The organism is Rhodococcus sp. F64268 (assembly GCF_023015605.1).
Lineage (GTDB): Bacteria > Actinomycetota > Actinomycetes > Mycobacteriales > Mycobacteriaceae > Rhodococcus.
The window spans coordinates 495,272-515,852 of sequence record NZ_JALKAI010000001.1 but is presented as its reverse complement, the minus strand read 5'-3'; the positions used below and the strand labels follow the sequence as shown (position 1 = coordinate 515,852).

The following is a 20,581-nucleotide window of genomic DNA, read 5'->3' as shown; positions in this document are numbered from 1 at the left end:
CCGCAACGGTGCGCGATTGGAGAGCATTGCAATGGGTACGAAACTGGTAACCACGCAAGGTCACCTTGCACCGGGGCGAGTGCTCTGCGTCGAGTGGAACTGATCGAGGGGTAGTTCCATCGGTACAGCGGGCGCCCTGAATCGGGAGAGCAACGGCCGGACGATCGATGATCGTCCGGCCGTTGCGTATCTCCGACACCTTCCGTTGTCGGCTAGGCGTTGTCCGGTTCCCGGGCAGGTGGCTCCCCGAGCAGATACGGGTCTCGGTCGAGATAAGCCTTCGTCTCGCGCGCAATCATCCCGGACAGCAGGATCAGGCCGATGAGGTTCGGCAGCGCCATCAGACCGTTCATCACGTCGGAGAAGTTCCACACCACCTGGAGTTCGGTGGTCGCGCCGATGAACACGACGACCACGAAGATCGCGCGGTACGGCACCACACCACCGCGGCCGACGAGACGTTCGACGCACCGCTCGCCGTAGTACGACCATCCGAGGATCGTCGAGAAAGCGAAGAACACGACGGAGATCGCCACGATCCAGTGGCCCCAGTCACCGCCGAGGCCGTCTGCGAACGCCGTGGAGGTCATCGCGGCGCCCTCCTCGCCCGACTGCCAGGCACCGGTGGTGATGATGACCATGCCGGTGAAGGTGACCACGATGATGGTGTCGATGAATGTCTGCGTCATCGACACCAGGCCCTGCCGGACCGGGTGCGTCGTCCGGGCTGCGGCGGCCGCGATCGCGGCACTACCCATGCCCGACTCGTTGGAGAAGATGCCGCGTGCGACGCCGTAGCGCATCGCGGCCATGAACACCGATCCGATGAAGCCGCCGGTCGCTGCCGTTCCGGTGAACGCATCGGAGAACACGAGGCCGAGGGCTGCGGGAATCTCGCCGAAATTGACCGCGAGCACGAGAATGCCCGCACCGACATACAGAACGATCATTGCGGGCACGAACCCGGCGGTGACCCGCCCGATCGACTTGATTCCGCCGAGGAGCACAGCGGCGGCGAGCACCGTCATGACGGCCCCACTGACCCACGTCGGCACCCCGAACGTGCCGTCCATCTGCGTCGCGACAGTATTGGCCTGCGTCATGTTGCCGATACCGAAGCTCGCGAGCACCGCAAACACGGCGAAGACGAGACTGAGGACGAGCCCGAACCTGTTCGGGATCGCGCGTGCCAGGTAGTACTGCGGGCCGCCGCTCTGCTCACCCTTGGCATCCCGGGTGCGGTACTTGACCCCGAGGAAAGCCTCCGAATACTTGCTCGCCATACCGAGCAGGCCCGTCACCCACATCCAGAAGAGCGCTCCGGGACCGCCGAGATAGATGGCCGTCGCGACACCGGCGATGTTGCCGACGCCGACCGTGGCCGCCAGTGCGGTCGTCAACGCCTGGTACTGAGAGATGTCGCCTTCGGCGGCACCGGGATCGTTACGGGTGATCAGCCCCAACTTGAGGGCGGGTCCCAACTTGCGGAACTGCACACCACGAAGCCGGATGGTCAGGAGCAGACCCGTCCCGAGCAGTAGCGGAATCAGCAGATACGGACCCCACACCACCCCCGCTACCTCGACGAGGAAATCGTTGACAGCGTCCATGCACTTCTCCTGCTCGTCGTCCGGTGGGTGATCCGATGGACGGAAAGTGTATGCCCGCGGTGTACCGGAGTTGAGGTCAGACGCGCCGAGCGGCCAGCACCGCGTCGTACAGCTCCTTCTTCGATACGGAGGTCCCAGCGACCTGCGCACAGGCGTCCTTGAGCCGGACACCATCTGCGACGAGCTCTTCGACGTCATCGACGAGATCGGCGGGATCGCTGCTGCGTGGGGTGGCGCCTTCGAGCACGACGGTGATTTCACCTCGAACCCCGCCCGCTGCCCACTCGGAGAGCTCGGCGAGGGTTCCGCGTTTGACCTCCTCGTAGGTCTTCGTCAGCTCGCGGCACACCGCGGCGCGGCGTTCTCCGCCCAAGACCTCGGCGGCATCGACCAGACACGCGGCCAGTCGGTGCGGCGCTTCGAAGAACACCACGGCCCGTGGCTCGGTCGCGAGTGTCGCCAGCCAGGTGCGGCGCTGCCCCTGTTTACGGGGCGGGAATCCGTCGAAGCAGAAGCGTTCGACGGGCAGCCCCGACAACGCGAGTGCGGTGGTCACCGCGGACGGGCCCGGCAGGCACGTCACGGGCAGGCCGGCCTCGACGCATGCGGAGACCAGCCGGTAACCGGGATCGCTCACCGACGGCATGCCCGCATCGGTGACGAGCAGCACCGTGCGGCCGCCTTCGATATCGGCGATCAACGCGGGCGCCCTCGACACTTCGACCTGGTCGTAGAAGCTCACGACACGGCCCGTGATGGTCACGCCGAGCGCGGAGGCGAGAGACCTGGTGCGACGGGTGTCCTCTGCCGCGACAACGTCGGCGGTGGCCAGCGCATCGCAGAGCCGCTTGGATGCGTCGCCGATATCGCCCATCGGTGTCGCGGCCAGCACGAGCCGACCCTGCCCCGGATTCGCGTGTTGTCCCGGATTCCCCTGTTGTCCCGGATTTTCTGCCTGCATGCGGTTCAGCCTACGATCGGATTGTGACCGCGACGGACCTGCGCCCTTCCGAGGCCCCGCACCGCCGCCTCTCGAGCCCCGCTCCGCTGGTACCACCTCCGCAGTCGGCCCTGACCGATCGGACACGCGGTTGGGTCGTCACGGCGTTCGTCACAGTTCTCGCGGCCATCACCCGTTTCACGATGCTGAACTATCCGACCGACGCCAGGACGCCGGTGTTCGACGAGAAGCACTACGTCCCGCAGGGCTGGCAGGTCGTCACCGGCGGGTGGATCGAGGACAACCCGGGATACGGGCTCGTTGTGCACCCGCCGGTAGGTAAGCAGCTCATCGCGGTCGGGGAAGCACTGTTCGGTTACAACGGCTGGGGTTGGCGGATCTCGTCCGCCGTCGCCGGAGTCGTCCTGGTGCTGTTGGTTGTGCGCATCGTGCGCCGGATGACGCGTTCGACGATGCTCGGTGCCGTTGCCGGGTTGCTCCTCATCGTCGACGGGGTCACGTTCGTCTCGTCGCGGATGGGGATGCTCGACATCTTCCAGGCGGTGTTCGTCGTCGCCGCATTCGGATGCCTGCTCGTCGACCGCGACGATATCCGTCGCCGTATGGCCCGCGTGTACGCCGAGGGTCGCCTCCGCGACTCGGTGTGGGGGCCTCGCTTCGGGGTCCGGTGGTGGCGTTTCGGGGCCGGTGTCCTGCTCGGTCTGGCCGTGGGCACCAAATGGTCCGGGCTGTACTTCATTGCGTTCTTCGGTCTGATGTCGGTGGCGTTCGATCTCGCTGCGCGCCGCGCCTACGGTGTGCAGCGACCGTGGATCGGCACCGCGCTCCGCGATATCGGTCCCGCCCTGTATGCGCTGGTGGTGATCCCCGTCGGCGTCTATCTGGCGACGTTCTGGGCATGGTTCGCCAGCGAGACCGGGGTCTACCGCCATGCCGTGGGCAATCAGATCGGTCACGACAGCGCCTTCTCGTTCGTGCCGGATGCGCTGCGGTCGCTGTGGTACTACAGCGCGAGTGTGCTGAAGTTCCACTCGGGTCTGACCAATTCCGCGGGCAACATCCATCCGTGGGAGTCGAAGCCGTGGACGTGGCCCATGGGGCTGCGCCCGATGCTGTATTACTACGCGGACGGGTCGAACATCGACGGCTGCGGAGCCGACGAATGCGTCAAGGCCGTCATGCTCATCGGCACTCCGGCGTTGTGGTGGGTGTCGGTGCCCGTCCTCGGGTGGGGTTTGTGGCAGATGCTGGTCCGCCGCGATTGGCGCTGGGCTGCGGTGCTCACCGGCTACGGAGCGGGCATTCTGCCGTGGCTCGCGAGCCTCGACCGGCAGATGTACTACTTCTATGCGGTTCCGCTCGCGCCGTTCCTCGTCATGGCGATCACGCTGGTCCTCGGTGAGGTGCTGGGACAGCGGTACGCGTCGCAGGAGAGGCGGACCACCGGTCTGCTCGTGGTGTGCCTCTACGTGGGTCTGGTGGTCGCGAACTTCGTGTGGTTGTGGCCGATCCTGACCGGGTTGCCGATCACGGTGGCGCACTGGCACAGCGAACTGTGGTTGCCCAGCTGGCGTTGACTTTCCCGACCCCGACAGTGCGTGGCCGGCTCGGTCAGCTCGGTTCGTCGAACACCGTCGGTTCGTCGAACAGTGTGGGCTCTGCATCGGTGTCGCCGGTGTACCGCTCCCCGTCGAAGCGCTGTGCGAATCCGGTGTCGATGGTGCCGAGAAGCACTCTCAGCGCACCGAAGAGGTCGGCGAGGTGCCGGGGCACGAACGGGTCGCCCATCACGTCGATCGTCGCCACGAGCCGATCTTCGACGAGAAGCAGTTTGATGTGTGGCCATGCGCGGTTGAGTTTGAGTAGTTCCTCGGCAGCCCGCGCACGCCCGGTGATGCCGTGCAGCAGCGGCGCCCACAGCTGGATGGTGCGAGCGCTGTCGTCGACCACGACGAATACCGCCTGGGAATCGACGACGACGACAAAATCTCCGTCGGCGTCGAGAGGGATCGGCCGCCCGAACTGTAGCCGGAGTGCCTCACCGACACGCGAGCGCAGTGCGCGGGGAGTGTCGGGCTCGTCGCTGCGCAGGAAGGTGGGATGCAGCACGCCGTACACCTCACGCAGCGCAGCGACGACGTGGTGCGCGATCTCGTCGGCCTGACGTACCGGGCTGATGCTGGGGCCGATTCCCGACATCTCGACCTCGATACACCTCGCATCGAGCGCGACGATCTTCACCAGGGTGAGATGTTCACCTGTGGTCTCGGCGGCGAGGTCGATCTGCTCGCCTTTTCCGAGCGCCGCGATCCGGCCCGCAAGTCGAGTGCGGAAACGGTCCCAGCCCCGTTCCAGAATTCCGTCGAAGCGGTCTGTGCGGGCCATCCGTGACTCCCCTCTCGCAGTGCAACAGCGGGCTGCGGTCACGCTACTGCGAGGTGCCGACAACTCCCGTCAGGCGCACCGTCGGAGTCCGGGACATCACCCGCTCGAGAGCCATTCGTGACGGGTCCGCGGCATGTTGCTCGCGCCGGTAGAGGTGGGACGTACCGCGAGTACCTGGTTGATCGTCAGACGGCCCGGTTCCTCGAAGCCGAGTGCGCTCGCGGTGAGGTACAGCAACCAGGTTCGAGCTCGTTCGGCTCCGACGAGCGAGCTCGCCTCCTCCCACGATTCCTGCAGGTTCGCGACCCACGCACGCAATGTCAGCGCATAGTGTTCGCGCAGCGCCTCGACGTCGCGGACTTCGAGGCCCGCGCGTTCGAACGCATCGAGGGTACGACTCAGCGGCAGTATCTCCCCGTCAGGGAACACATAGCGGTCGATGAAGGTAGCGGGACGACTGCGGGAATCGGGCCGGTGCACCACCGACGCGATGGCATGGTTGAGCAATCGCCCACCCGGGACCAGCAGTTCGTGCAGGTGCTGCGCATACGTGGGAAGCTTGGTCGCCCCGACGTGCTCGGACATACCGATGCTCGAGATCGCGTCGAACGGGGTCTCGTCGATGTCGCGATAATCCTGCAGCCGGATCTCGATGCGATCCGACATGCCTGCCGCAGCGATACGCGCCTGCGCGAAGTCGCGCTGTTCGGCGCTGAGCGTGACGCCCAGGACATCGACGCCGTAGTGCTGCGCCGCATGCAGCGCCATCGCTCCCCACCCGCAGCCGACGTCGAGGAGCCTCATGCCCGGTTCGAGTCCGAGTTTCCGGCAGACCAGGTCGACCTTGTCGTGTTGTGCGTCCTCGAGGCCGGGTGTGCCGGTTTCCGGCCGGCTCCAGTAGCCGCACGAGTACACCATCGAGGGGCCGAGAAACAGCCTGTAGAAGTCGTTTCCGACGTCGTAATGATGCGAGACCACCTGCGCGTCGCGTCGTTTGCTGTGCAGGGCACCGCGCCGGCGAGGGATCTCCACCGAGGGTGGTCGCGGAGAGGGTCCGATGATGCCGAGCGCGGCGAACTTCCGCGCCAGACGTGCGAACTCACGTGGCGATGTGTCGCGCAGCGTGCGGCTGCCGAGTCTGTCGACGAGGTCCGGAAGCCCGAGAACCGCGTAGAGATCGCCGTCGACCACGAGGTCGCCGCTGACGTACGCGCGGCTCAATCCGAGTTCGTTGGGAGCCCACAGCACACGGCGCAGCGCCCGGCGGTTGCGGAATTCGACGCGGGCCTCGGCGTCCGGCGGTCCCGCTTCGGAGCCGTCCCAACATCGGACGTGGACCGGAATCTGCACTCGCAGGAACTCTTCGAAGGTGGCCAGGAGGTCGCGCGCGGCGCTCATCCTTTCACCATGGCACAGACACCGATCACGCACCGCCCTTCGAGTATGTCGACGATCGCGAGTCCCGCATGCGAGAGGGTCGTGCCGATGCGCATCGACAGCAACCCGGCCGACTCGCCGGCCGCCGGTGAATCGAATACCCACAGTTGCCCGGCGGGGGCGAGCAGCTCCGCGATGCCGCTGAGCCGCGACGTGTCGCTGTCGCGGAACTCCGGCACCCCGAACCCGCAGACGAGATCGGAGGTGCCGGTCGCGTCGGCCAGGGTGCGGCTGCTTCGGATCACGCCGCCCGGCCCGACGCGCGCCGCGAATGCCTCGGCGGCGGCGACCGTCCCGATCACGAGGACACTGTATCCGGGCTGTGGATCCGTCACCTCGACCGCGAATGCCGCGTGCCCGCGCGTCACTCGACGCGTCTGAGCAGTCGCCGTCGCCGACCACCGGTGATGATCGGATCTCGTCTCAGATCTCGGTAGAGCGACACGCACAGACCGATCATCACGATCACGAACGGCGCGGCGGCGATGATCGTCATCGTCTGTAGTGCATTGAGCGCTTCGGAGCCGCCTGTCCACAGCAGCAGCGCTGCGACACCGCCGGTCAGACCACCCCAGAACACGACGACGCCGCGGCTCGGTGTGAGCGTTCCCCGTTGTGTGAGGCTGCCCATGACCATCGATGCGGCGTCGGCGCCCGAGACGAAGAAGATGGACACGAGCACCATCACGACGACGGTGGAAATACCCACGAGCGGTAGGTGGTCGAGCATGCCGAACAGCTGTTCTTCGACGCTTCCGGCACCGGCGACGTCGTACCCTTGCTCCTGCTGATTGATCCCGGCGCCACCGAAGACGGCGAACCACAGCAGGCTCACGACACTCGGCACGATCATCACGCCGATGACGAATTCACGGATGGTGCGCCCACGGCTGATCCGCGCCAGGAACATGCCGACGAACGGCGCCCACGAAATCCACCAGGCCCAGTAGAAGATCGTCCAACTGGAGAGCCACTCGCCTGCTTCCGGACCGGATGCCGCAGTGCGAGCCGACATCTCGGCGAGGTCGGCAGCGTAGGCGCCGAGTGTGGTGGGAATGAGGTTGAGGATGAAGATCGTCGGGCCGAGCACGAACACGAACAGCGCGAGGACACCCGCAAGCACCATGTTGATGTTCGAGAGCCACTGGATGCCCTTCGCGACTCCCGATACCGCGGACGCGACGAACGCGAGGGTGAGCACGGCGACGATCGCCACGAGGAGTCCTACCCCAGCCGTCTCGAGCCATCCGGTGACCTCGAATCCCGACCCGATCTGCAATGCGCCCAGGCCGAGCGACGCAGCGGTTCCGAACAGTGTCGCGTAGAGGGCAAGGATGTCGATGAGCTTGCCGATGGGGCCTTCGGCTCGGCGCCCGAGAAGCGGAATGAACGCGGCGCTCACCAGCTGTTTGCGGCCTTTTCGGAAGGTTCCGTAGGCGATGGCCAGGCCCACCACCGCGTAGATCGCCCACGGATGAAGACTCCAGTGGAACATCGTGGTCGCCATCGCAACTCCGGTTCCGCCATCGGTACCGGGAGGCGCTGTCACGTAGTGCGAGACCGGCTCGGACACGCCGAAGAACATCAATCCGATGCCCATCCCCGCGCTGAACATCATTGCGATCCAGCTGACGGTGCGGAACTCGGGCACCTCGTCATCTTTGCCGAGTGGTATCCGGCCGTATTTGCTTGCTGCGATCCACAACACGAAAATGACGAAGGCTGTCGCCGAGAGGACGAACAGCCAGCCCATCTCGATGACGATCCAGTCGAGAACGGATCCGGTCACCGAGCTGAAGTTGTCCGAAGCCGCGAGACCCCACACGACTATGGCGACAACCATGGCGGCGGAGATTCCGAACACGACGCGGTCGGTGCGGCTACGAGGTGGGTCGGTCGGCGGAGTATCCAGTGGTCCGGCGGCAACAGCGGCGGCTGCGTCGTCGGTCCTGCCCTCAGGAACAGTCATATGTTCCAACTTTCCTTCATTGCCCCGAAATTGTGTCGCTTTCGCGGAAGTCGCACTCTAGGCGCGCAGCGCAGCCTCGACGAAGTCGACGATCTCCTCGTCGGACATTCCCAGCACCCGTACGGCCGCGACGAATTCGGTAGTGGCCTGCTGTGCGAGCGACCGTGTGGGATCGCCCGAATCCGCGATGTACGTCCCGGCCCGCCCGCGGGTTTCGAGGACCCCGAGCTGCTCGAGCTCCCGATACGTCTTCGCCACCGTGTTCGGCGCGATCCCGAGGGTCTCGGCCATGGCGCGCACGGTGGGCAGCTTCGTACCGGCGATCAACTCCCCGTCCCGGACGAGTTCGACGATCCGTCGGCGAAGCTGCTCGAACGGCGGGACAGACGAGTCCGAATCGATCACGATATCGAGCATCATTGCAGGCTAGCAGCGTCTCCCAGACGTTTCGACCGGAAGAAGGAGGGCCGGGGGTTCGCGACGATCAGACACGAGCCTTGTCGCTGTGGCGACCGTCGAGGTCGTCGTCGACGGTGTTGTAGCTGCCCTTCTCGAGCAGGTCGCGGATCTGGATGAGCAGGTCCGTTTCGCTGAGCGGCTCGTCCTCCGGTTCCTTGTCCGGGGCGAAGCGGGCCTTGGCTGCGTTGACCGGCACGATCAGCACGAAGTAGACGACCGCAGCGATGATGATGAAGTTGATCACCGCCGAGATCACAGCACCGAGGTTGATGAAGGTCGCCTCGTTCGACGCGAGGATCTTGAAGCCGAAGCCCATCTCGTTGTTGCCGCCGACCACCGCGACAAGCGGATTGATGATGTTGTCGGTGAACGCGGTGACGATCGCAGTGAACGCCGCGCCCACCACGACTGCGACGGCGAGTTCGATGACGTTTCCGCGCAGCAGAAAATCCTTGAAACCTTTGAGCATTCCCCGGGCCTTTCGTTATTGAGCCACATGGTGCGAACAATTCGACCCGGAAATGCTAATAGGGCGAGTAACCACGTTCAACAGGGACATTTCCGACAGCCGTACCGGCAGGGCACAATCGAGACATGGCACACACCGCAACGATCTACCACAATCCTCGCTGCAGCACGTCTCGCAACACCCTCGCACTCCTGCGCGAGGAAGGTCTCGAACCCACGATCGTGAAGTACCTCGATACCCCGCCGTCGCGCGACGGCCTGCGCAAACTCCTCGACGACGCGGGGCTGCGTCCCAGCGAAGCAATCCGGAAGAAGGAAGCGCTCTACAAGGAGCTGAACCTCACCGAAGCATCCGAGGAAGAACTGCTCGTCGCGATGGTCGACAACCCCATCCTCATCGAACGCCCCCTCGTCGTCACCGATAAGGGAACGGTGCTCGCACGCCCCGTCGACAAGGTTCGCGATATTCTCTGACGCGCTGCTACAGCGCCGCCCGCGCGAGCGGGCACGACATGCACCGCGGACCGCCGCGGCCGGAGCCCAGCTCCGACCCGGCGATCCGCAGCACTTCGATTCCGGAATCCTCGAGTCGCGTATTGGTCTCGACGTTGCGCTCGTACGCGATGACCACCCCCGGTGCGACCGCAAGGGTGTTGTTCCCGTCGTCCCACTGTTCCCGCTCCGCGACAACGGAATCGAGCCCCGTGTCGATCATCCGGAGCTTCTCGATACCCATTGCGTCGGCCGCTGCTTCGAGGAACGGCCGTGGTCCCGTTATCCGCGCGGACCCGTCTTCGCGTCGAATCGTGAACGCCTCCAACGTGTCGCGGATGGCGGGATACATCACGACGGCGTCGACGTCGACCATGGTGCAGACCGTGTCGAGATGCATCGACGCGCGTCGCTGCTCGATCGGCACGGCAAGTACCGTGTGAGCAAGACCGTCTTCGAAGACGCTGCGTGCCAATGCTTCTGCCCCTGCGGGGCTGGTTCGCTCCCCGACCCCCACCGCGATCACGCCCGGCGCGAGGAGCAACACGTCGCCACCTTCGACGGGAGCCGTGTGCGACTCGTACGCCCGTCGTACACCGAGGAACTTCGGGTGAAACGCGTAGATGAGGTCGGTGAGGTTGGTTTCCCGTCGCCTTGCGGGCAGCGCGAGCGTCGAGATCGCCACTCGGGAGCCCACCCAGAACGACGAATCCCGGGTGAAGAGCAGGTTGGGGAGCGGCTCGATCACGAAATCCGGGCCGTGGTGCATCAGCCGCACCAGCGACGGTGGCGAACCCATGCCCGCCGCGGGCAATTCGTCGAAAGTCATTCCCGCGATCAGGATTCGGGCGAGTTCGGGTGCGGCAACAGTGCGCAGATGACCGGCGAGTTCCTTGGCCAGCGAGTGCCCCAGGCGACGCGGATCGACGGCCGACGAAATACTCTGCACCCGCGCAGCCCCGCTGACCTCGAGGGTTTCGGTGAGCAGATCCGAGAGAAGGAGCACTTCCACACCACGACTCCGCAGCACCTCGGCGAACGCGTCGTGTTCCTCTTGAGCTCGCGCGACCCACGGCAACGCATCGAACAACAGTTGATCGTTGTTCCGAGGGGTGAGCCGCTCGAGTTCCGCGCCGGGCCGATGCAGCATCACGGAGGTGAGCGCACCCACCTCGGAATCGACACCCCACTGCTGGTTCATGCGACAACGGTAACTCTCTGCGGAAGGATGGCGGGTGCACACGCGCAGCCCACCCGCAAGGAGTTACCGATGTCCGATAATCCGGCCGAGAACGACCCGCTCGGCGAACTCGCCGCGTTCGCGGGTCGCTGGGTGGGAGGCGGCGAAGGCCACTACCCGACCATCGACGACTTCTCGTACGACGAGACGATCGAGTTCGCCTCGATCCCCGGCAAACCGTTTCTGATGTACGTGAGCCGGACCCGTCACCGCACCGAGGCGCGACCGCTGCACACCGAGAACGGGTATCTGCGCAACAGTGGCGAGGACATCGAACTGCTCGTGTCGCAGCCGACGGGCTTCGTCGAGATCCAGCGCGGTCGACTCACCCAGGGAGTGCTCGACCTCACCGCGGTAGTTCTCGAACGCTCGCCCGATGCGAAGCCGGTGCACGAACTGAAGCGTCGCTACGTCCTCGACGGCGACACGCTCACCTACGACCTGTGGATGGCGCACGCCGACACCCCGCTCACCCACCACTTGCACGCCGCACTCCGGCGCGACGCCTAGATCGGTTTCGCGGGCAGCCCCGGCTACTTTGCGGTGCTCGAACGTAGAACTTTTCGGAAGTAGTCGTTGGCGCCCTGCATCACGAGGTTGTAGGGCGGGGCGAACTTGCGTGCCCACCAGAAGCCGAACCTGGTGTCGAACGACGTGTACACCATGAAGCGGCTCTTCCTGATACCGGTGAGAATGCACTCGGCGACCTTCTCTGGCGATGCCGCGTGCTTGACGAAACGCCCCGTCAGTTTCCGGACTGCGGGCGCGTCGCGATCGACGCCGACGATGCCCACCGTGTCGACCAGCGGGGTGGCCACGGCTCCGGGCACCACGAGCGAAACACCGATCTTGTCGCGTTTGAGGTCGAACCGCAGCACCTCCGACACGCCACGTAGCCCGAACTTGCTGGCGCTGTACGCCGAATGCCACGGCAATGCGAGAAGCCCCGCGGCCGACGACACGTTGACCAGGTGCCCTCCGCGACCGGCCGCGATCATCGGTGGCACGAAGTTCTCGATGACGTGGATCGGCCCCATGAGGTTGACGTCGACCATGAGCTTCCAGTGCTTGTGCTGGAGACGGTCGACGGTGCCCCACACCGACACCCCCGCAACGTTGGCGACGATGTCGACCGACTCGCAACGCTCGTGGACGGCGTGTGCGAACGCGGTGACGGCGTCGTAGTCCGAGATGTCGAACGCTGCGGAATGCAGTACGGTCCCGCCGCCTGCGCGCACGGCGTCGACAACGCTGTCGAGACCGTCCTGCTGAAGGTCGGTCAGGATGAGATCGGCTCCCTCGCGGGCTGCCGCGAGAGCGAGAGCGCGGCCGATTCCGCTGGCCGCGCCCGTAACGAGAAATCTGGTTCCGCGCAGGTCCTTGATCGCCATGGCGACACCCTAACCGCCGCGGCGTTCCTGAAAGCGCAGCTCGATCGTCAGAGCCGCTGGGACATCTCTTCCTGGTAACCGTGAATCGTCTTCTCGAGCATGTCGGCGTCGTCGTCGCGTCCCTCGTTACGCGCCAGATCCGCCCGTTCGCGCAGCACCCGAATGGCCCGCCGCAATTCGTCGTCACTCATCCTGTGATCCATAACACATAGTGTGCCGGTTTCTCCTGGTCCGTGCCATAGCCGAACGTGCGATTGCGAGATCGACACGCTCCTCACAGGCCGACGGTGTCGACGTGCGACCTCTCCAGAACTCATCCCGTGGTGTGCCGTGACGGCGCGGCCGAATGCGCTGACGACGCGAACCGGGACACGGCAGTGGGCGGTGAGGTACGCGGCGACACTGCCCAGCATCCGCGTGGACATACCGCGACCTCACCTTCCGACCACCACGGCGTCGGCACATTGGTCTACCCGTCGCTCCCGGCCGAGACCGAGTCCCGGCGCCGGATGTCGAGGCGACGGTCGAGCAGCACCGCGAAGATCACGATGAGCAGCAACGACCAGCCCCACGTCGGACGCATGTACTCCGCAAACCGTCCGGCTTCGACCCACCGCCCCGAATACCATTCGTCGGCGCTGAGGAACCCGTACACCGCGAGCCACGCCGGCCAGTTACGTAGCACCGACTGCGGCAACACCACACTCATCAGCAACGGGAACAGCAGCATCGAGTAGTACATCTGGCCGAGCGAACCGAGCAGGAATGAGGCTGTCATCAGCACCCCGGCGCTGGTGACGACGAAGAACACGTCATCGCGGCGATGGTAGCGGTAGAGCAGATACATCGTGGCCGCGGCCAACAGCGCGAAACCACCCCGGAGCAACAGGATCAACAGATCCGGCAGGCCGTAGTAGCTGCCGTTACCGGTGATCGAACTGTTGAAGTAATCCCGGGACTGCAGCAGATAGGGCACGGTGCGTTCGACGAACTGCCACGGATCCGCGGCCCATGGCCACGCCAGCGCGGTGAGCAGAATCGGCACCGCCGCGGCAGTAACAAGCACCTTGCCCTGGCGCCGCAGCAGTGGAAGCAGCAACAACGGTGCCAGGATCGGTTTGATCGCGAATGTCAGCCCGATCGCCACACCGGCCCACAGATCTCGCCGGGCAAGCAGCAACGTCAAGAACGCCATCTGGCCGAGCAGGATGACCCCGTTGATGTTGGTGAACACCAGAGTGTTGGTCACCGATTCCGATGCGAAGGCGAGCACGATCACCACGGGTAGCGCTGCGGAGTGTGCGGTGAATCCGAACATCCGGACCACCAGATACACCGCGATCAGCACTGCAACCGCGTTGACACCGATGAACAGCCACCGTGAACTGTCCGGCTCGAAGACCGCGAACGGTGCGATCAGCAAGGATCCGGACGGCGGATAGAGGTAATGCGGGTCAACATGCTGGTAGGCGGCGGTGTAGACCGGTTCGCGGTTCCAGAACGCGACCGCAGCCCGGTACACCCCGGTGAAATCGTCGGTGCGGGCACCGTTGACGGCGAGAATCACCGTGCGGTGGATCACGAGCATCACCGCGACCGGCCACAGCATGCACTTGACCAGCGCCTCCGGCGAGTCGACAGTGGTCGCTGTCCACCAGGGCGATCTGCGGAACTCGGTGGAGGGCATGGCTGTTCACCGTCCCTGGTAGACGTCCGGAATTCCATCACCGTCGTCGTCGACCTGTTCGAGGGCGATGATCCGACGGTAAGCGCGGTTGCGGATGGTCAGCACCACCGAGGCGAGGGCGGCGCTGAGCAACGAACCGGCCAGGACCGCGACCTTGACATGGTCTGCGGCGACTGTGCCCGCACCGTACGCGAGATCACCGATCAACAAGGACACGGTGAACCCGATGCCTCCGAGCAACGCGACCCCGAGGACGTCGACCCATCTCAACTCGTCGTCCAGATGTGCGCGGGTGAATCGGGCCACCAGATAGCTGACACCGAAGATGCCGACGACCTTGCCGAGCACCAATCCGGCGATCACCCCGAGTGAGATGGTGTCGGTGAGCGCCTCGGTCAAGCCGGTGAGGCCACCGACCGTGACGCCGGCGGCGAAGAACGCGAACACGGGGACGGCGATGCCGGCCGACAGCGGTCGAATCCGGTGTTCGATGCGCTCGGCGACGGGCACCTTCTTTCCATCCGCATCGCGGGAGACGGGGACGAGGAAACCGAGCAGGACGCCGGCGATGGTGGCGTGCACCCCTGATTCGTGCACAAGCACCCACGCCGCGACCGCCAAGGGCACCAGCAACCACCAGGCATGCACGCCCTTTTTGAGCGCGAAACCGAAGGCGAGCAGTGGGATCAGTGCTGCTCCGAGATAGAACAGGTTCATCTCATCGGTGTAGAAAATCGCGATCACGGTCACGGCGAGCAGGTCGTCGACCACGGCGAGGGTAAGCAGGAAAGTCCGCAAGGCCGACGGCAGGTGGGTCCCGATCACGGCGAGGATGGCCACCGCGAAGGCAATGTCGGTGGCTGTCGGGACGGCCCACCCGCTCAAGGACTCGGCCCCGCCACGCACATTGATCGCGACGAAGATCAGCGCCGGGACCACCATTCCGCCGAGTGCGGCGATAACGGGCATCGCTGCCCGACGTGGATCGCGAAGACTGCCTTCGACGAATTCACGTTTGAGTTCGACACCGACCACGAAGAAGAACACCGCGAGCAACCCGTCTGCTGCCCATGTGCCCAGGGACAGGTCCAGGTGTAGTGCAGCAGGGCCGACGGTGATATCGCGCAACGCGTGGTAGGAGTCGGACCAAGCGGTGTTGGCCCAGATCAACGCGGCCAGCGCGCCGATCAGCAGCAATATTCCGCCGACGGTTTCCTTGCGGAGAATCTCCGCCACCCGACGGGAGTCGTCCCAGGAGCCGCGGGAGAGGAACGGTAGAGCAGAAAACCTTTTGGGCATGAGGGGTCCTCGAGAGTGCGGGTAGTCATCAGGGGTGGTCGTTGCGCGGTGCCGACCGTGCGGTCGTCACACGGTCGAGCAGCTCGGCGAAACGGTCCGGCGCTTCGAGCGGCAACAGGTGCCCGACGCCGTCGAGCATGCGGACCGATGCGGTGGGCAGCCGCGCTGCCAGCGCGCGAAGTGCCGGACCGGTCAGGACGGGGTCGTACTCGCCGACGACCGCGGTGAGCGGCGTGCGGTGAGTCCACCGTCGAACCGATTCCTCGGGAAACCGATGTGGAATGTGCGGGGGCCGGTAGTGCGCGCCGATCACGCACAACACCGCGAGTGCTGCGGGGTCGGGCCGAAAACCGGCTGCGGTCAGGGACTGCAGGAGCCTACCGGTGGCCTGGTGGTCGGCGTTGACCCTCCATAGCCACCGGCGCCATCTCACCGCCACCGAAGGTCGAACCGGGGACAGTCCGAGTGGGCCGATCAGAACGAGCTGCGTGACCTGGTGTTCACGCGAGGCGGCCAGGGCGATGCCGGCTCCGAGTCCGTGCCCCACCAGCATCACGGGATCGGGCGTGAGTGCCGGTAGCACCGTGTCGAGCCAGGACCCGTACGAGGCCCAGAAATCGCGTTCCGGTTGTTTAGGTGCACTCAGACCGGGCATCCCGGGCGGGTCGGGAACGAAGACCTGCCGCGACCGTCCGATCGCCTCGATCGCCGCGGTCATGGTCACGGCTGGGGCTTCCGCTCCGGGTACCAGCACGACGGGTGGCAATGCAGATGGTTGTCCGGCGACCAGGACACCGGTGGCTCCCTGCGCAGTGTCGACGAGCTGCACCTCGCATGGGAGACCTGAGTCGGTCAGCGCACGGCGACATGCAGCCTGCACCGCGGCGTGGTCACCGGGACTGCGGTACGGATACCTGGTTCGAGATTCGGTCACTGCGCCGATCGCGCATCGCCGCCGCCAGCGGTGGTGTGGACAGGATAATACGAGAACACGGGCCCTCCAGGGTCGACAGTATGATCACCTACTTGCCGACCAGACTTCCCGGCGCACCGCTGCATACGGTACCGCACCGGGATCGATCCGCGCGGCGGTCGTTGTCCACGCAGTTGCCCAGAGAAGCCGGTATGCGCACCGAACGGAGGCGTCATGGACCGCTCCGCGTGCGGGTGCAGACATCGAGGAATGATCATGAATCGAGCGCAGCAACTGCGTCACTGGATGTTCGTCCGGCACGCCCACCCGGTCAGTGCTTGGAGCCGACTACTCACCGTACCGCTGGTGGCCGCACCGTTCTGGACCCGGAGGACGGACGTGACCGCAGGAGTTCTGGTCTGGTTCGCGATGAACCCGATCATGACCCCCGAGCCGGCCGACCGGAGATCGTTTGCCACCCGAGCCATTCTCGGCGAGGAGCGCTGGCTGGCCCAACCTGGTCTGGACCGGACGATGGGCGCGCTCAACGTATTAGGCGTGGTCGCCCTCGGAGGAGCCGTCCTCGCGGCCTGGCACCGTCGGAAGGCTCCGACTGTCGTCGGTGTAGCTGCCACCATGGCGCTCACGCTGTACGGCTGGCGGCGCTACGCCGACCTCTACGACGGAGCGCGAGATGCCCTCTGACGTTCTCGTTGCAGACGGGAGACCTGCGGTCCGGTGGGAGTGGGCCGGGTACTTTCTCGCAGATACTGACGGCCCACACCTGGATCCGGCGGTGTCAGCCCGAGTTGCGGCGGATGTAGAGCAGCCTGTCGCCGACGTCGACGGTGCCCGCCTCGGGGGTTCCGACGCGCAGCAGGTGACCGTGGCGCACGACACCGAGAACGAGGTCCGGTAGGTCTCGCGGCGAAAGGCCGATCTCGTCGGATTCGACCGGTCGTTCGGCGATGGAGAATCCGGCTTCGGGGGTGAGCAGCTCTTCGATGGTCTGCACCACACTCGGTGCGGCGGTGGCGACCCCGAGCAGGCGCCCGGCGGTTTCGGACGTGATGACCACGGTGTCGGCCCCTGATTGGCGCACCACGTGGATGTTCTCCGATTCGCGGATCGCCACGGCAATCTTCGCGGTGGGAGCGAGTTCGCGGGCGGAGAGGGTGATCAGCGTCGCGGTGTCGTCGCGGTCGGCGGCGACGACGATCGAGGTGCAGTGCGGTACCCCGGCGAGGCGCAGTACATCGGATTTCGTGGCCGAGCCCTGCACGGTGACCAGCCCCTGGCCGGTGGCGGTTTCGAGGACGGCCGGGTCGGTGTCGACGACGACGATCCCTGACGGGTGCAGGCCGTCGCCGAGCATCGCGTCCACGGCTACGCGTCCCTTGGTGCCGTAGCCGACGACCACGGTGTGATTGCGCACTCGGCGTCGCCAGCGTTGGATGCGCCAGGCGTCGCGGGAGCTTTCGGTCAGGGCCGACAAGGTGGTGCCGACCAGTACGATCAGGAAGAAGATCCGCAGGGGTGTGACGAGCAGAATGTTGACTATTCGTGCGTGGTCGGTCACTGGGGCGATGTCGCCGTAGCCGGTGGTCGACAGGGACACCGTCGCGTAGTAGATGCAGTCCAGCAGTGACAGCTCGTTGTCTTGGGCGTCGGTGTAGCCGTCGCGGTCGAGGTAGACCACGAGCACCACCAGAGTCAGGGCGGTCAGGGCGTACCCGATTCGGCGGACGATCGCCCGGCCGGGGCTGGTCTGCGGCTGCGGCACCTGCAACACGCCCACCAACGCAAACCAGGGTCGTTGGGTGAGTAAGTCCGTCCCCTTCGAGTGGCTACGCCATTTCTTGGCGACCATCACGACAGCTGCACAGTGTGTCCGGTCCGGACCGAGTTCACCCCGAATACCCGCTTCAGGACCCTGTCTGCATTCAACGGTGTCTCCCTGGTTGGTCCAGCGCTCATCTGCTCGCCGACCAGACTTCCCGGCACACCGCCGATCACCCTATCGTGTGCCCAACCTGTCCGAAACGATTCGTACCGGAGCGTGTGTCTCTCGAGGGAACTACACCTAGCGCGTCAGGGTGAGTCGGCGCCACGATCGGATCGTCAAGGCCGCGAAAATGGCGGGAACCATGAGTGTGAGAGCCAATTGTGCTCCCGTTACCGTGCCGGCCTGCGTTCCCGCCGCCCACACCCCGGGGGCAGCGAACGGGAACCAGCCGCCGAGTCCCGCCATGACCGCCATCTGAGCAACGAGCACGACAGCGATGATCGCTCCGATCGCCGGAAGGTAACCCCGTCCGACGGTGGCGACCCATGCGCAGGGTATCGCCAGTCCGGCGGTCAGTAGGGCGATGGCGGTGAACTTGCCGACGAGCGCGACGACGTCGGCTCCGAGGGTGCCGGGGTCGGCGAACAAGGCCGCCACCGTCAGCGCAACGGCCAGCACCACCGTGGTGACCACACTCCACGCCGACAGGAGCAGCAATTTGGCGGTGGCAATGACGGGCCGCGCGACTGGGGTGGCCCACAGCCCGGTGATCGTGCCCTCAGTGAATTCTCGGCCGAAGACCCATCCCGCGACCACACCGAAACCGAGCATGCCGCCGACCGAGACGATCGTGGAGGCGGCGGCGAACAGGCCGTCCTGCCCGCCGCCGTCGACGAGGTACTGAGCCTTGCTCGCAACAGCCGGATTGGCGCCGCCCACGGACGCGAGGGTGGCCACGGACAAGGCGATCACCCCGACCGTGAGCAACGCGGTCGCGGTCCATACCGGACGCGCTCGCCGGAATTTCACCCATTCCACCGCCAGGGCGACGCGGAGCTGGTCGGTGCCGGTCATCGTCTCGCCTCGCTGTCCCGATACACCAAATCGAAGAACTGCCGCTCGAGGTCGGTGCCGTCCGGATCGAGGGACCCGACGATGCGACCGGCACCCACGACCGTGATGCGATCGGCGACGCGGGCAACCTCATCGAGATGGTGACTCGACACCATCACGGCCGCACCACGTTCGCGACACCGCTGCAACTGCGTGCGCACCAGAATGACCCCTGCCGGATCGAGCGCGTTGGTCGGCTCGTCCAGGATCAGCAGACGCGGATCGGCAATCAAGGCCGCGGCCAGGCCCAGCCGCTGACGATTGCCCAGCGACAGCTTCCGCGCCCCGGTCATCGCCCACGGTGTCAGTGCCAGTTCCTCGATCCCGCGGTCGGCAGCGGCGCGGGCGGCCCTGGTGGACAGGCCCGCCAGTCGTCCCGCCATGCACAGGTTCTCGGTGACGCTCAATTCCGGGTAGGCGAACGGTGTCTCGACCAGATGCCCGACACCGGTCCAGTACCGCGCGGCCATCGTTGTCGGTGCCCGCCCGTCGACCCGGACGGTGCCCTCGTCCGGCTCGAGCATGCCGAGACACAGACGCATCAGTGTTGTCTTTCCGGCACCGTTGAGGCCGACAAAGGCATGCACTTCCCCGGATCTGACCTCGGTGGTCACATCGTCGAGCACGACCGCATCGCCGTAGCGGGTGCGGACGTTGCGGCATTCGAGCAGCGCAACTCCAGCGCCGGTCATGACCCGACCTGCGGCAGCAGCAGCTGCATCGCCTGCGCGATCCGGTTGCCGAGCGGCTCCTCGCCGTGCCGTGCCCAATCGGTCAACGCCGCCATCAGTGCCCCCACGCACGCCCCGGCTGCCACGTCGGCTTCGAGCGCACGCGCTCCGCGAGATCGGAGCGCGTGCGCGATCGCCTCCTGGGTCTCCAAGGTGTTCTCCCACATCCGTGCACGAAGGGCCGGGTGTGACACCGCGATCTGCAGGCGGAGTCGCACGTCGCCGAGATGTTCCTCGGGGATGCGCGTCCATGCGGCGAGGATTCCGTTGCATGCCCGTTCGAGGGGGCTGCGATCGGCCGGTTGCGCGGCGACGGCCTCTGCGATGAGCGGGTCGTACGGATCGTCCAGGAGCACTGCGTCCTTGGAAGGAAAATTCCGGAAGAACGTCATGTGAGAGACGCCGGCAGCGGCGGCGATGCGGTCGATGGTGACGGCGTCGTAGCCCTCCTCGGCGAACAGCCTGATCGCTGTCGCCTGAAGTCGCTCGCGAGTCTGTTCGGACCTTCTCACCCGCTGGATGTTAGTCACTAACATTCAGCGTGGCAAGAGCGGTTCGCCTTCTACCGAGCCCCCAGGCGGATCGGGATTCGGTGCATGCCATCACAAGTCCTGCGTCAACGACGGCCGGATGCGCCTGT

At 65.6% G+C, this 20,581-nt stretch carries 22 protein-coding genes; 4 read left to right on the top strand and 18 right to left on the bottom strand.

Annotated elements, in window-relative coordinates:
• Window positions 1-212 precede the first annotated feature (212 nt).
• Both MWU77_RS02480 and rsmI read right to left on the bottom strand, forming a co-directional pair.
• The gene (locus tag MWU77_RS02480; RefSeq protein WP_169687808.1) at window positions 213-1,610 is read right to left on the bottom strand and encodes a sodium:alanine symporter family protein; all 1,398 of its coding nucleotides are present in this window, start codon (window positions 1,608-1,610) and stop codon (window positions 213-215) included.
• 76 nt (window positions 1,611-1,686) lie between these two features.
• The gene (gene rsmI, locus MWU77_RS02475) at window positions 1,687-2,571 is read right to left on the bottom strand and encodes a 16S rRNA (cytidine(1402)-2'-O)-methyltransferase (protein ID WP_169687809.1); all 885 of its coding nucleotides are present in this window, start codon (window positions 2,569-2,571) and stop codon (window positions 1,687-1,689) included.
• A gap of 23 nt (window positions 2,572-2,594) precedes the next feature.
• Here rsmI and MWU77_RS02470 point away from each other — a divergent pair, with 23 nt between their 5' ends.
• Complete coding sequence (locus tag MWU77_RS02470) at window positions 2,595-4,148, top strand: dolichyl-phosphate-mannose--protein mannosyltransferase (RefSeq protein ID WP_247272854.1); 1,554 nt, start codon at window positions 2,595-2,597, stop codon at window positions 4,146-4,148.
• 34 nt (window positions 4,149-4,182) lie between these two features.
• Here the strand turns inward: MWU77_RS02470 and MWU77_RS02465 are convergent, their stop codons facing one another.
• The 6 genes from MWU77_RS02465 to mscL all read right to left on the bottom strand — a co-directional run bounded on the left by MWU77_RS02465 (window position 4,183) and on the right by mscL (window position 9,290).
• Window positions 4,183-4,956, bottom strand: a complete 774-nt coding sequence (locus tag MWU77_RS02465; RefSeq protein ID WP_247272853.1) for a hypothetical protein — start codon at window positions 4,954-4,956, stop codon at window positions 4,183-4,185.
• A 96-nt stretch (window positions 4,957-5,052) separates the two neighbouring features.
• Window positions 5,053-6,354 (bottom strand): cyclopropane-fatty-acyl-phospholipid synthase family protein, encoded by a 1,302-nt coding sequence (locus tag MWU77_RS02460; RefSeq protein WP_247272852.1) that lies wholly within the window; start codon window positions 6,352-6,354, stop codon window positions 5,053-5,055.
• Window positions 6,351-6,695, bottom strand: a complete 345-nt coding sequence (locus tag MWU77_RS02455) for a hypothetical protein (protein WP_247272851.1) — start codon at window positions 6,693-6,695, stop codon at window positions 6,351-6,353. The genes MWU77_RS02460 and MWU77_RS02455 overlap by 4 nt, the downstream gene beginning before the upstream one ends.
• 62 nt (window positions 6,696-6,757) lie before the next feature.
• Window positions 6,758-8,236: a BCCT family transporter gene (locus tag MWU77_RS02450; RefSeq protein WP_240959110.1), complete on the bottom strand. Its 1,479-nt coding sequence runs from the start codon at window positions 8,234-8,236 to the stop codon at window positions 6,758-6,760.
• 183 nt (window positions 8,237-8,419) lie between these two features.
• The gene (locus MWU77_RS02445) at window positions 8,420-8,779 is read right to left on the bottom strand and encodes a GntR family transcriptional regulator (RefSeq protein WP_169687815.1); all 360 of its coding nucleotides are present in this window, start codon (window positions 8,777-8,779) and stop codon (window positions 8,420-8,422) included.
• A gap of 67 nt (window positions 8,780-8,846) precedes the next feature.
• Window positions 8,847-9,290, bottom strand: coding sequence for a large conductance mechanosensitive channel protein MscL (gene mscL, locus MWU77_RS02440; protein WP_169688006.1), 444 nt, complete (start codon window positions 9,288-9,290; stop codon window positions 8,847-8,849).
• Window positions 9,291-9,415: 125 nt separating this feature from the next.
• On the opposite strand from mscL, the gene arsC reads away from it, so the two are divergent.
• Complete coding sequence (arsC, locus tag MWU77_RS02435) at window positions 9,416-9,763, top strand: arsenate reductase (glutaredoxin) (protein WP_247272850.1); 348 nt, start codon at window positions 9,416-9,418, stop codon at window positions 9,761-9,763.
• A 7-nt stretch (window positions 9,764-9,770) separates the two neighbouring features.
• On the opposite strand, the gene arcA is transcribed toward arsC, so the two are convergent.
• Window positions 9,771-10,982: an arginine deiminase gene (gene arcA / locus MWU77_RS02430; RefSeq protein WP_169687817.1), complete on the bottom strand. Its 1,212-nt coding sequence runs from the start codon at window positions 10,980-10,982 to the stop codon at window positions 9,771-9,773.
• Between the two features lie 69 nt (window positions 10,983-11,051).
• Here arcA and MWU77_RS02425 point away from each other — a divergent pair, with 69 nt between their 5' ends.
• On the top strand, window positions 11,052-11,531 hold the full coding sequence (locus MWU77_RS02425; RefSeq protein ID WP_169687818.1) for an FABP family protein: 480 nt from the start codon (window positions 11,052-11,054) through the stop codon (window positions 11,529-11,531).
• Between the two features lie 23 nt (window positions 11,532-11,554).
• On the opposite strand, the gene MWU77_RS02420 is transcribed toward MWU77_RS02425, so the two are convergent.
• The 5 genes from MWU77_RS02420 to MWU77_RS02400 all read right to left on the bottom strand — a co-directional run bounded on the left by MWU77_RS02420 (window position 11,555) and on the right by MWU77_RS02400 (window position 16,332).
• Window positions 11,555-12,412, bottom strand: a complete 858-nt coding sequence (locus MWU77_RS02420; protein ID WP_247272849.1) for an SDR family oxidoreductase — start codon at window positions 12,410-12,412, stop codon at window positions 11,555-11,557.
• A 47-nt stretch (window positions 12,413-12,459) separates the two neighbouring features.
• Complete coding sequence (locus MWU77_RS02415; RefSeq protein WP_169687488.1) at window positions 12,460-12,603, bottom strand: hypothetical protein; 144 nt, start codon at window positions 12,601-12,603, stop codon at window positions 12,460-12,462.
• A 278-nt stretch (window positions 12,604-12,881) separates the two neighbouring features.
• A complete protein-coding gene (locus tag MWU77_RS02410; RefSeq protein ID WP_247273050.1) occupies window positions 12,882-14,021 on the bottom strand; it encodes a glycosyltransferase family 87 protein in 1,140 nt (379 codons plus the stop codon).
• Window positions 14,022-14,105: 84 nt separating this feature from the next.
• Complete coding sequence (gene nhaA / locus MWU77_RS02405; RefSeq protein ID WP_247272848.1) at window positions 14,106-15,398, bottom strand: Na+/H+ antiporter NhaA; 1,293 nt, start codon at window positions 15,396-15,398, stop codon at window positions 14,106-14,108.
• Between the two features lie 28 nt (window positions 15,399-15,426).
• Window positions 15,427-16,332 (bottom strand): alpha/beta fold hydrolase, encoded by a 906-nt coding sequence (locus MWU77_RS02400; protein ID WP_169687822.1) that lies wholly within the window; start codon window positions 16,330-16,332, stop codon window positions 15,427-15,429.
• Window positions 16,333-16,587: 255 nt separating this feature from the next.
• Here MWU77_RS02400 and MWU77_RS02395 point away from each other — a divergent pair, with 255 nt between their 5' ends.
• Entirely contained in the window at window positions 16,588-17,016 is a 429-nt protein-coding gene (locus tag MWU77_RS02395) for a DUF6653 family protein (protein ID WP_169687823.1), read from the top strand.
• Between the two features lie 94 nt (window positions 17,017-17,110).
• Here MWU77_RS02395 and MWU77_RS02390 read toward each other — a convergent pair whose 3' ends face one another.
• From MWU77_RS02390 to MWU77_RS02375, 4 genes are all read right to left on the bottom strand, one after another.
• Window positions 17,111-18,181, bottom strand: coding sequence for a TrkA family potassium uptake protein (locus tag MWU77_RS02390; protein WP_247272847.1), 1,071 nt, complete (start codon window positions 18,179-18,181; stop codon window positions 17,111-17,113).
• Window positions 18,182-18,394: 213 nt separating this feature from the next.
• Window positions 18,395-19,171, bottom strand: a complete 777-nt coding sequence (locus MWU77_RS02385) for an ABC transporter permease (protein ID WP_247272846.1) — start codon at window positions 19,169-19,171, stop codon at window positions 18,395-18,397.
• Window positions 19,168-19,902 carry an ABC transporter ATP-binding protein gene (locus MWU77_RS02380; protein WP_169687826.1) on the bottom strand — a complete coding sequence of 245 codons (735 nt, stop codon included), beginning with the start codon at window positions 19,900-19,902 and terminating at the stop codon, window positions 19,168-19,170. The genes MWU77_RS02385 and MWU77_RS02380 overlap by 4 nt, the downstream gene beginning before the upstream one ends.
• Entirely contained in the window at window positions 19,899-20,453 is a 555-nt protein-coding gene (locus tag MWU77_RS02375) for a TetR/AcrR family transcriptional regulator (protein ID WP_247272845.1), read from the bottom strand. The genes MWU77_RS02380 and MWU77_RS02375 overlap by 4 nt, the downstream gene beginning before the upstream one ends.
• Window positions 20,454-20,581 lie beyond the last annotated feature (128 nt).

Excerpts from the sequence above, each read along its gene's own strand:
- MWU77_RS02390 (WP_247272847.1), bottom strand. The coding sequence starts at position 18,181 with ATGGTCGCCAAGAAATGGCGTAGCCACTCGAAGGGGACGGACTTACTC.
- arsC (WP_247272850.1), top strand. The coding sequence starts at position 9,416 with ATGGCACACACCGCAACGATCTACCACAATCCTCGCTGCAGCACGTCT.
- MWU77_RS02415 (WP_169687488.1), bottom strand. The coding sequence starts at position 12,603 with ATGAGTGACGACGAATTGCGGCGGGCCATTCGGGTGCTGCGCGAACGG.
- MWU77_RS02425 (WP_169687818.1), top strand. The coding sequence starts at position 11,052 with ATGTCCGATAATCCGGCCGAGAACGACCCGCTCGGCGAACTCGCCGCG.
- mscL (WP_169688006.1), bottom strand. The coding sequence starts at position 9,290 with ATGCTCAAAGGTTTCAAGGATTTTCTGCTGCGCGGAAACGTCATCGAA.
- nhaA (WP_247272848.1), bottom strand. The coding sequence starts at position 15,398 with ATGCCCAAAAGGTTTTCTGCTCTACCGTTCCTCTCCCGCGGCTCCTGG.
- MWU77_RS02450 (WP_240959110.1), bottom strand. The coding sequence starts at position 8,236 with ATGGTTGTCGCCATAGTCGTGTGGGGTCTCGCGGCTTCGGACAACTTC.
- MWU77_RS02395 (WP_169687823.1), top strand. The coding sequence starts at position 16,588 with ATGAATCGAGCGCAGCAACTGCGTCACTGGATGTTCGTCCGGCACGCC.
- MWU77_RS02385 (WP_247272846.1), bottom strand. The coding sequence starts at position 19,171 with ATGACCGGCACCGACCAGCTCCGCGTCGCCCTGGCGGTGGAATGGGTG.
- MWU77_RS02460 (WP_247272852.1), bottom strand. The coding sequence starts at position 6,354 with ATGAGCGCCGCGCGCGACCTCCTGGCCACCTTCGAAGAGTTCCTGCGA.
- MWU77_RS02465 (WP_247272853.1), bottom strand. The coding sequence starts at position 4,956 with ATGGCCCGCACAGACCGCTTCGACGGAATTCTGGAACGGGGCTGGGAC.
- arcA (WP_169687817.1), bottom strand. The coding sequence starts at position 10,982 with ATGAACCAGCAGTGGGGTGTCGATTCCGAGGTGGGTGCGCTCACCTCC.
- MWU77_RS02480 (WP_169687808.1), bottom strand. The coding sequence starts at position 1,610 with ATGGACGCTGTCAACGATTTCCTCGTCGAGGTAGCGGGGGTGGTGTGG.
- MWU77_RS02380 (WP_169687826.1), bottom strand. The coding sequence starts at position 19,902 with ATGACCGGCGCTGGAGTTGCGCTGCTCGAATGCCGCAACGTCCGCACC.
- MWU77_RS02410 (WP_247273050.1), bottom strand. The coding sequence starts at position 14,021 with ATGCTGTGGCCGGTCGCGGTGATGCTCGTGATCCACCGCACGGTGATT.
- MWU77_RS02420 (WP_247272849.1), bottom strand. The coding sequence starts at position 12,412 with ATGGCGATCAAGGACCTGCGCGGAACCAGATTTCTCGTTACGGGCGCG.
- rsmI (WP_169687809.1), bottom strand. The coding sequence starts at position 2,571 with ATGCAGGCAGAAAATCCGGGACAACAGGGGAATCCGGGACAACACGCG.
- MWU77_RS02445 (WP_169687815.1), bottom strand. The coding sequence starts at position 8,779 with ATGCTCGATATCGTGATCGATTCGGACTCGTCTGTCCCGCCGTTCGAG.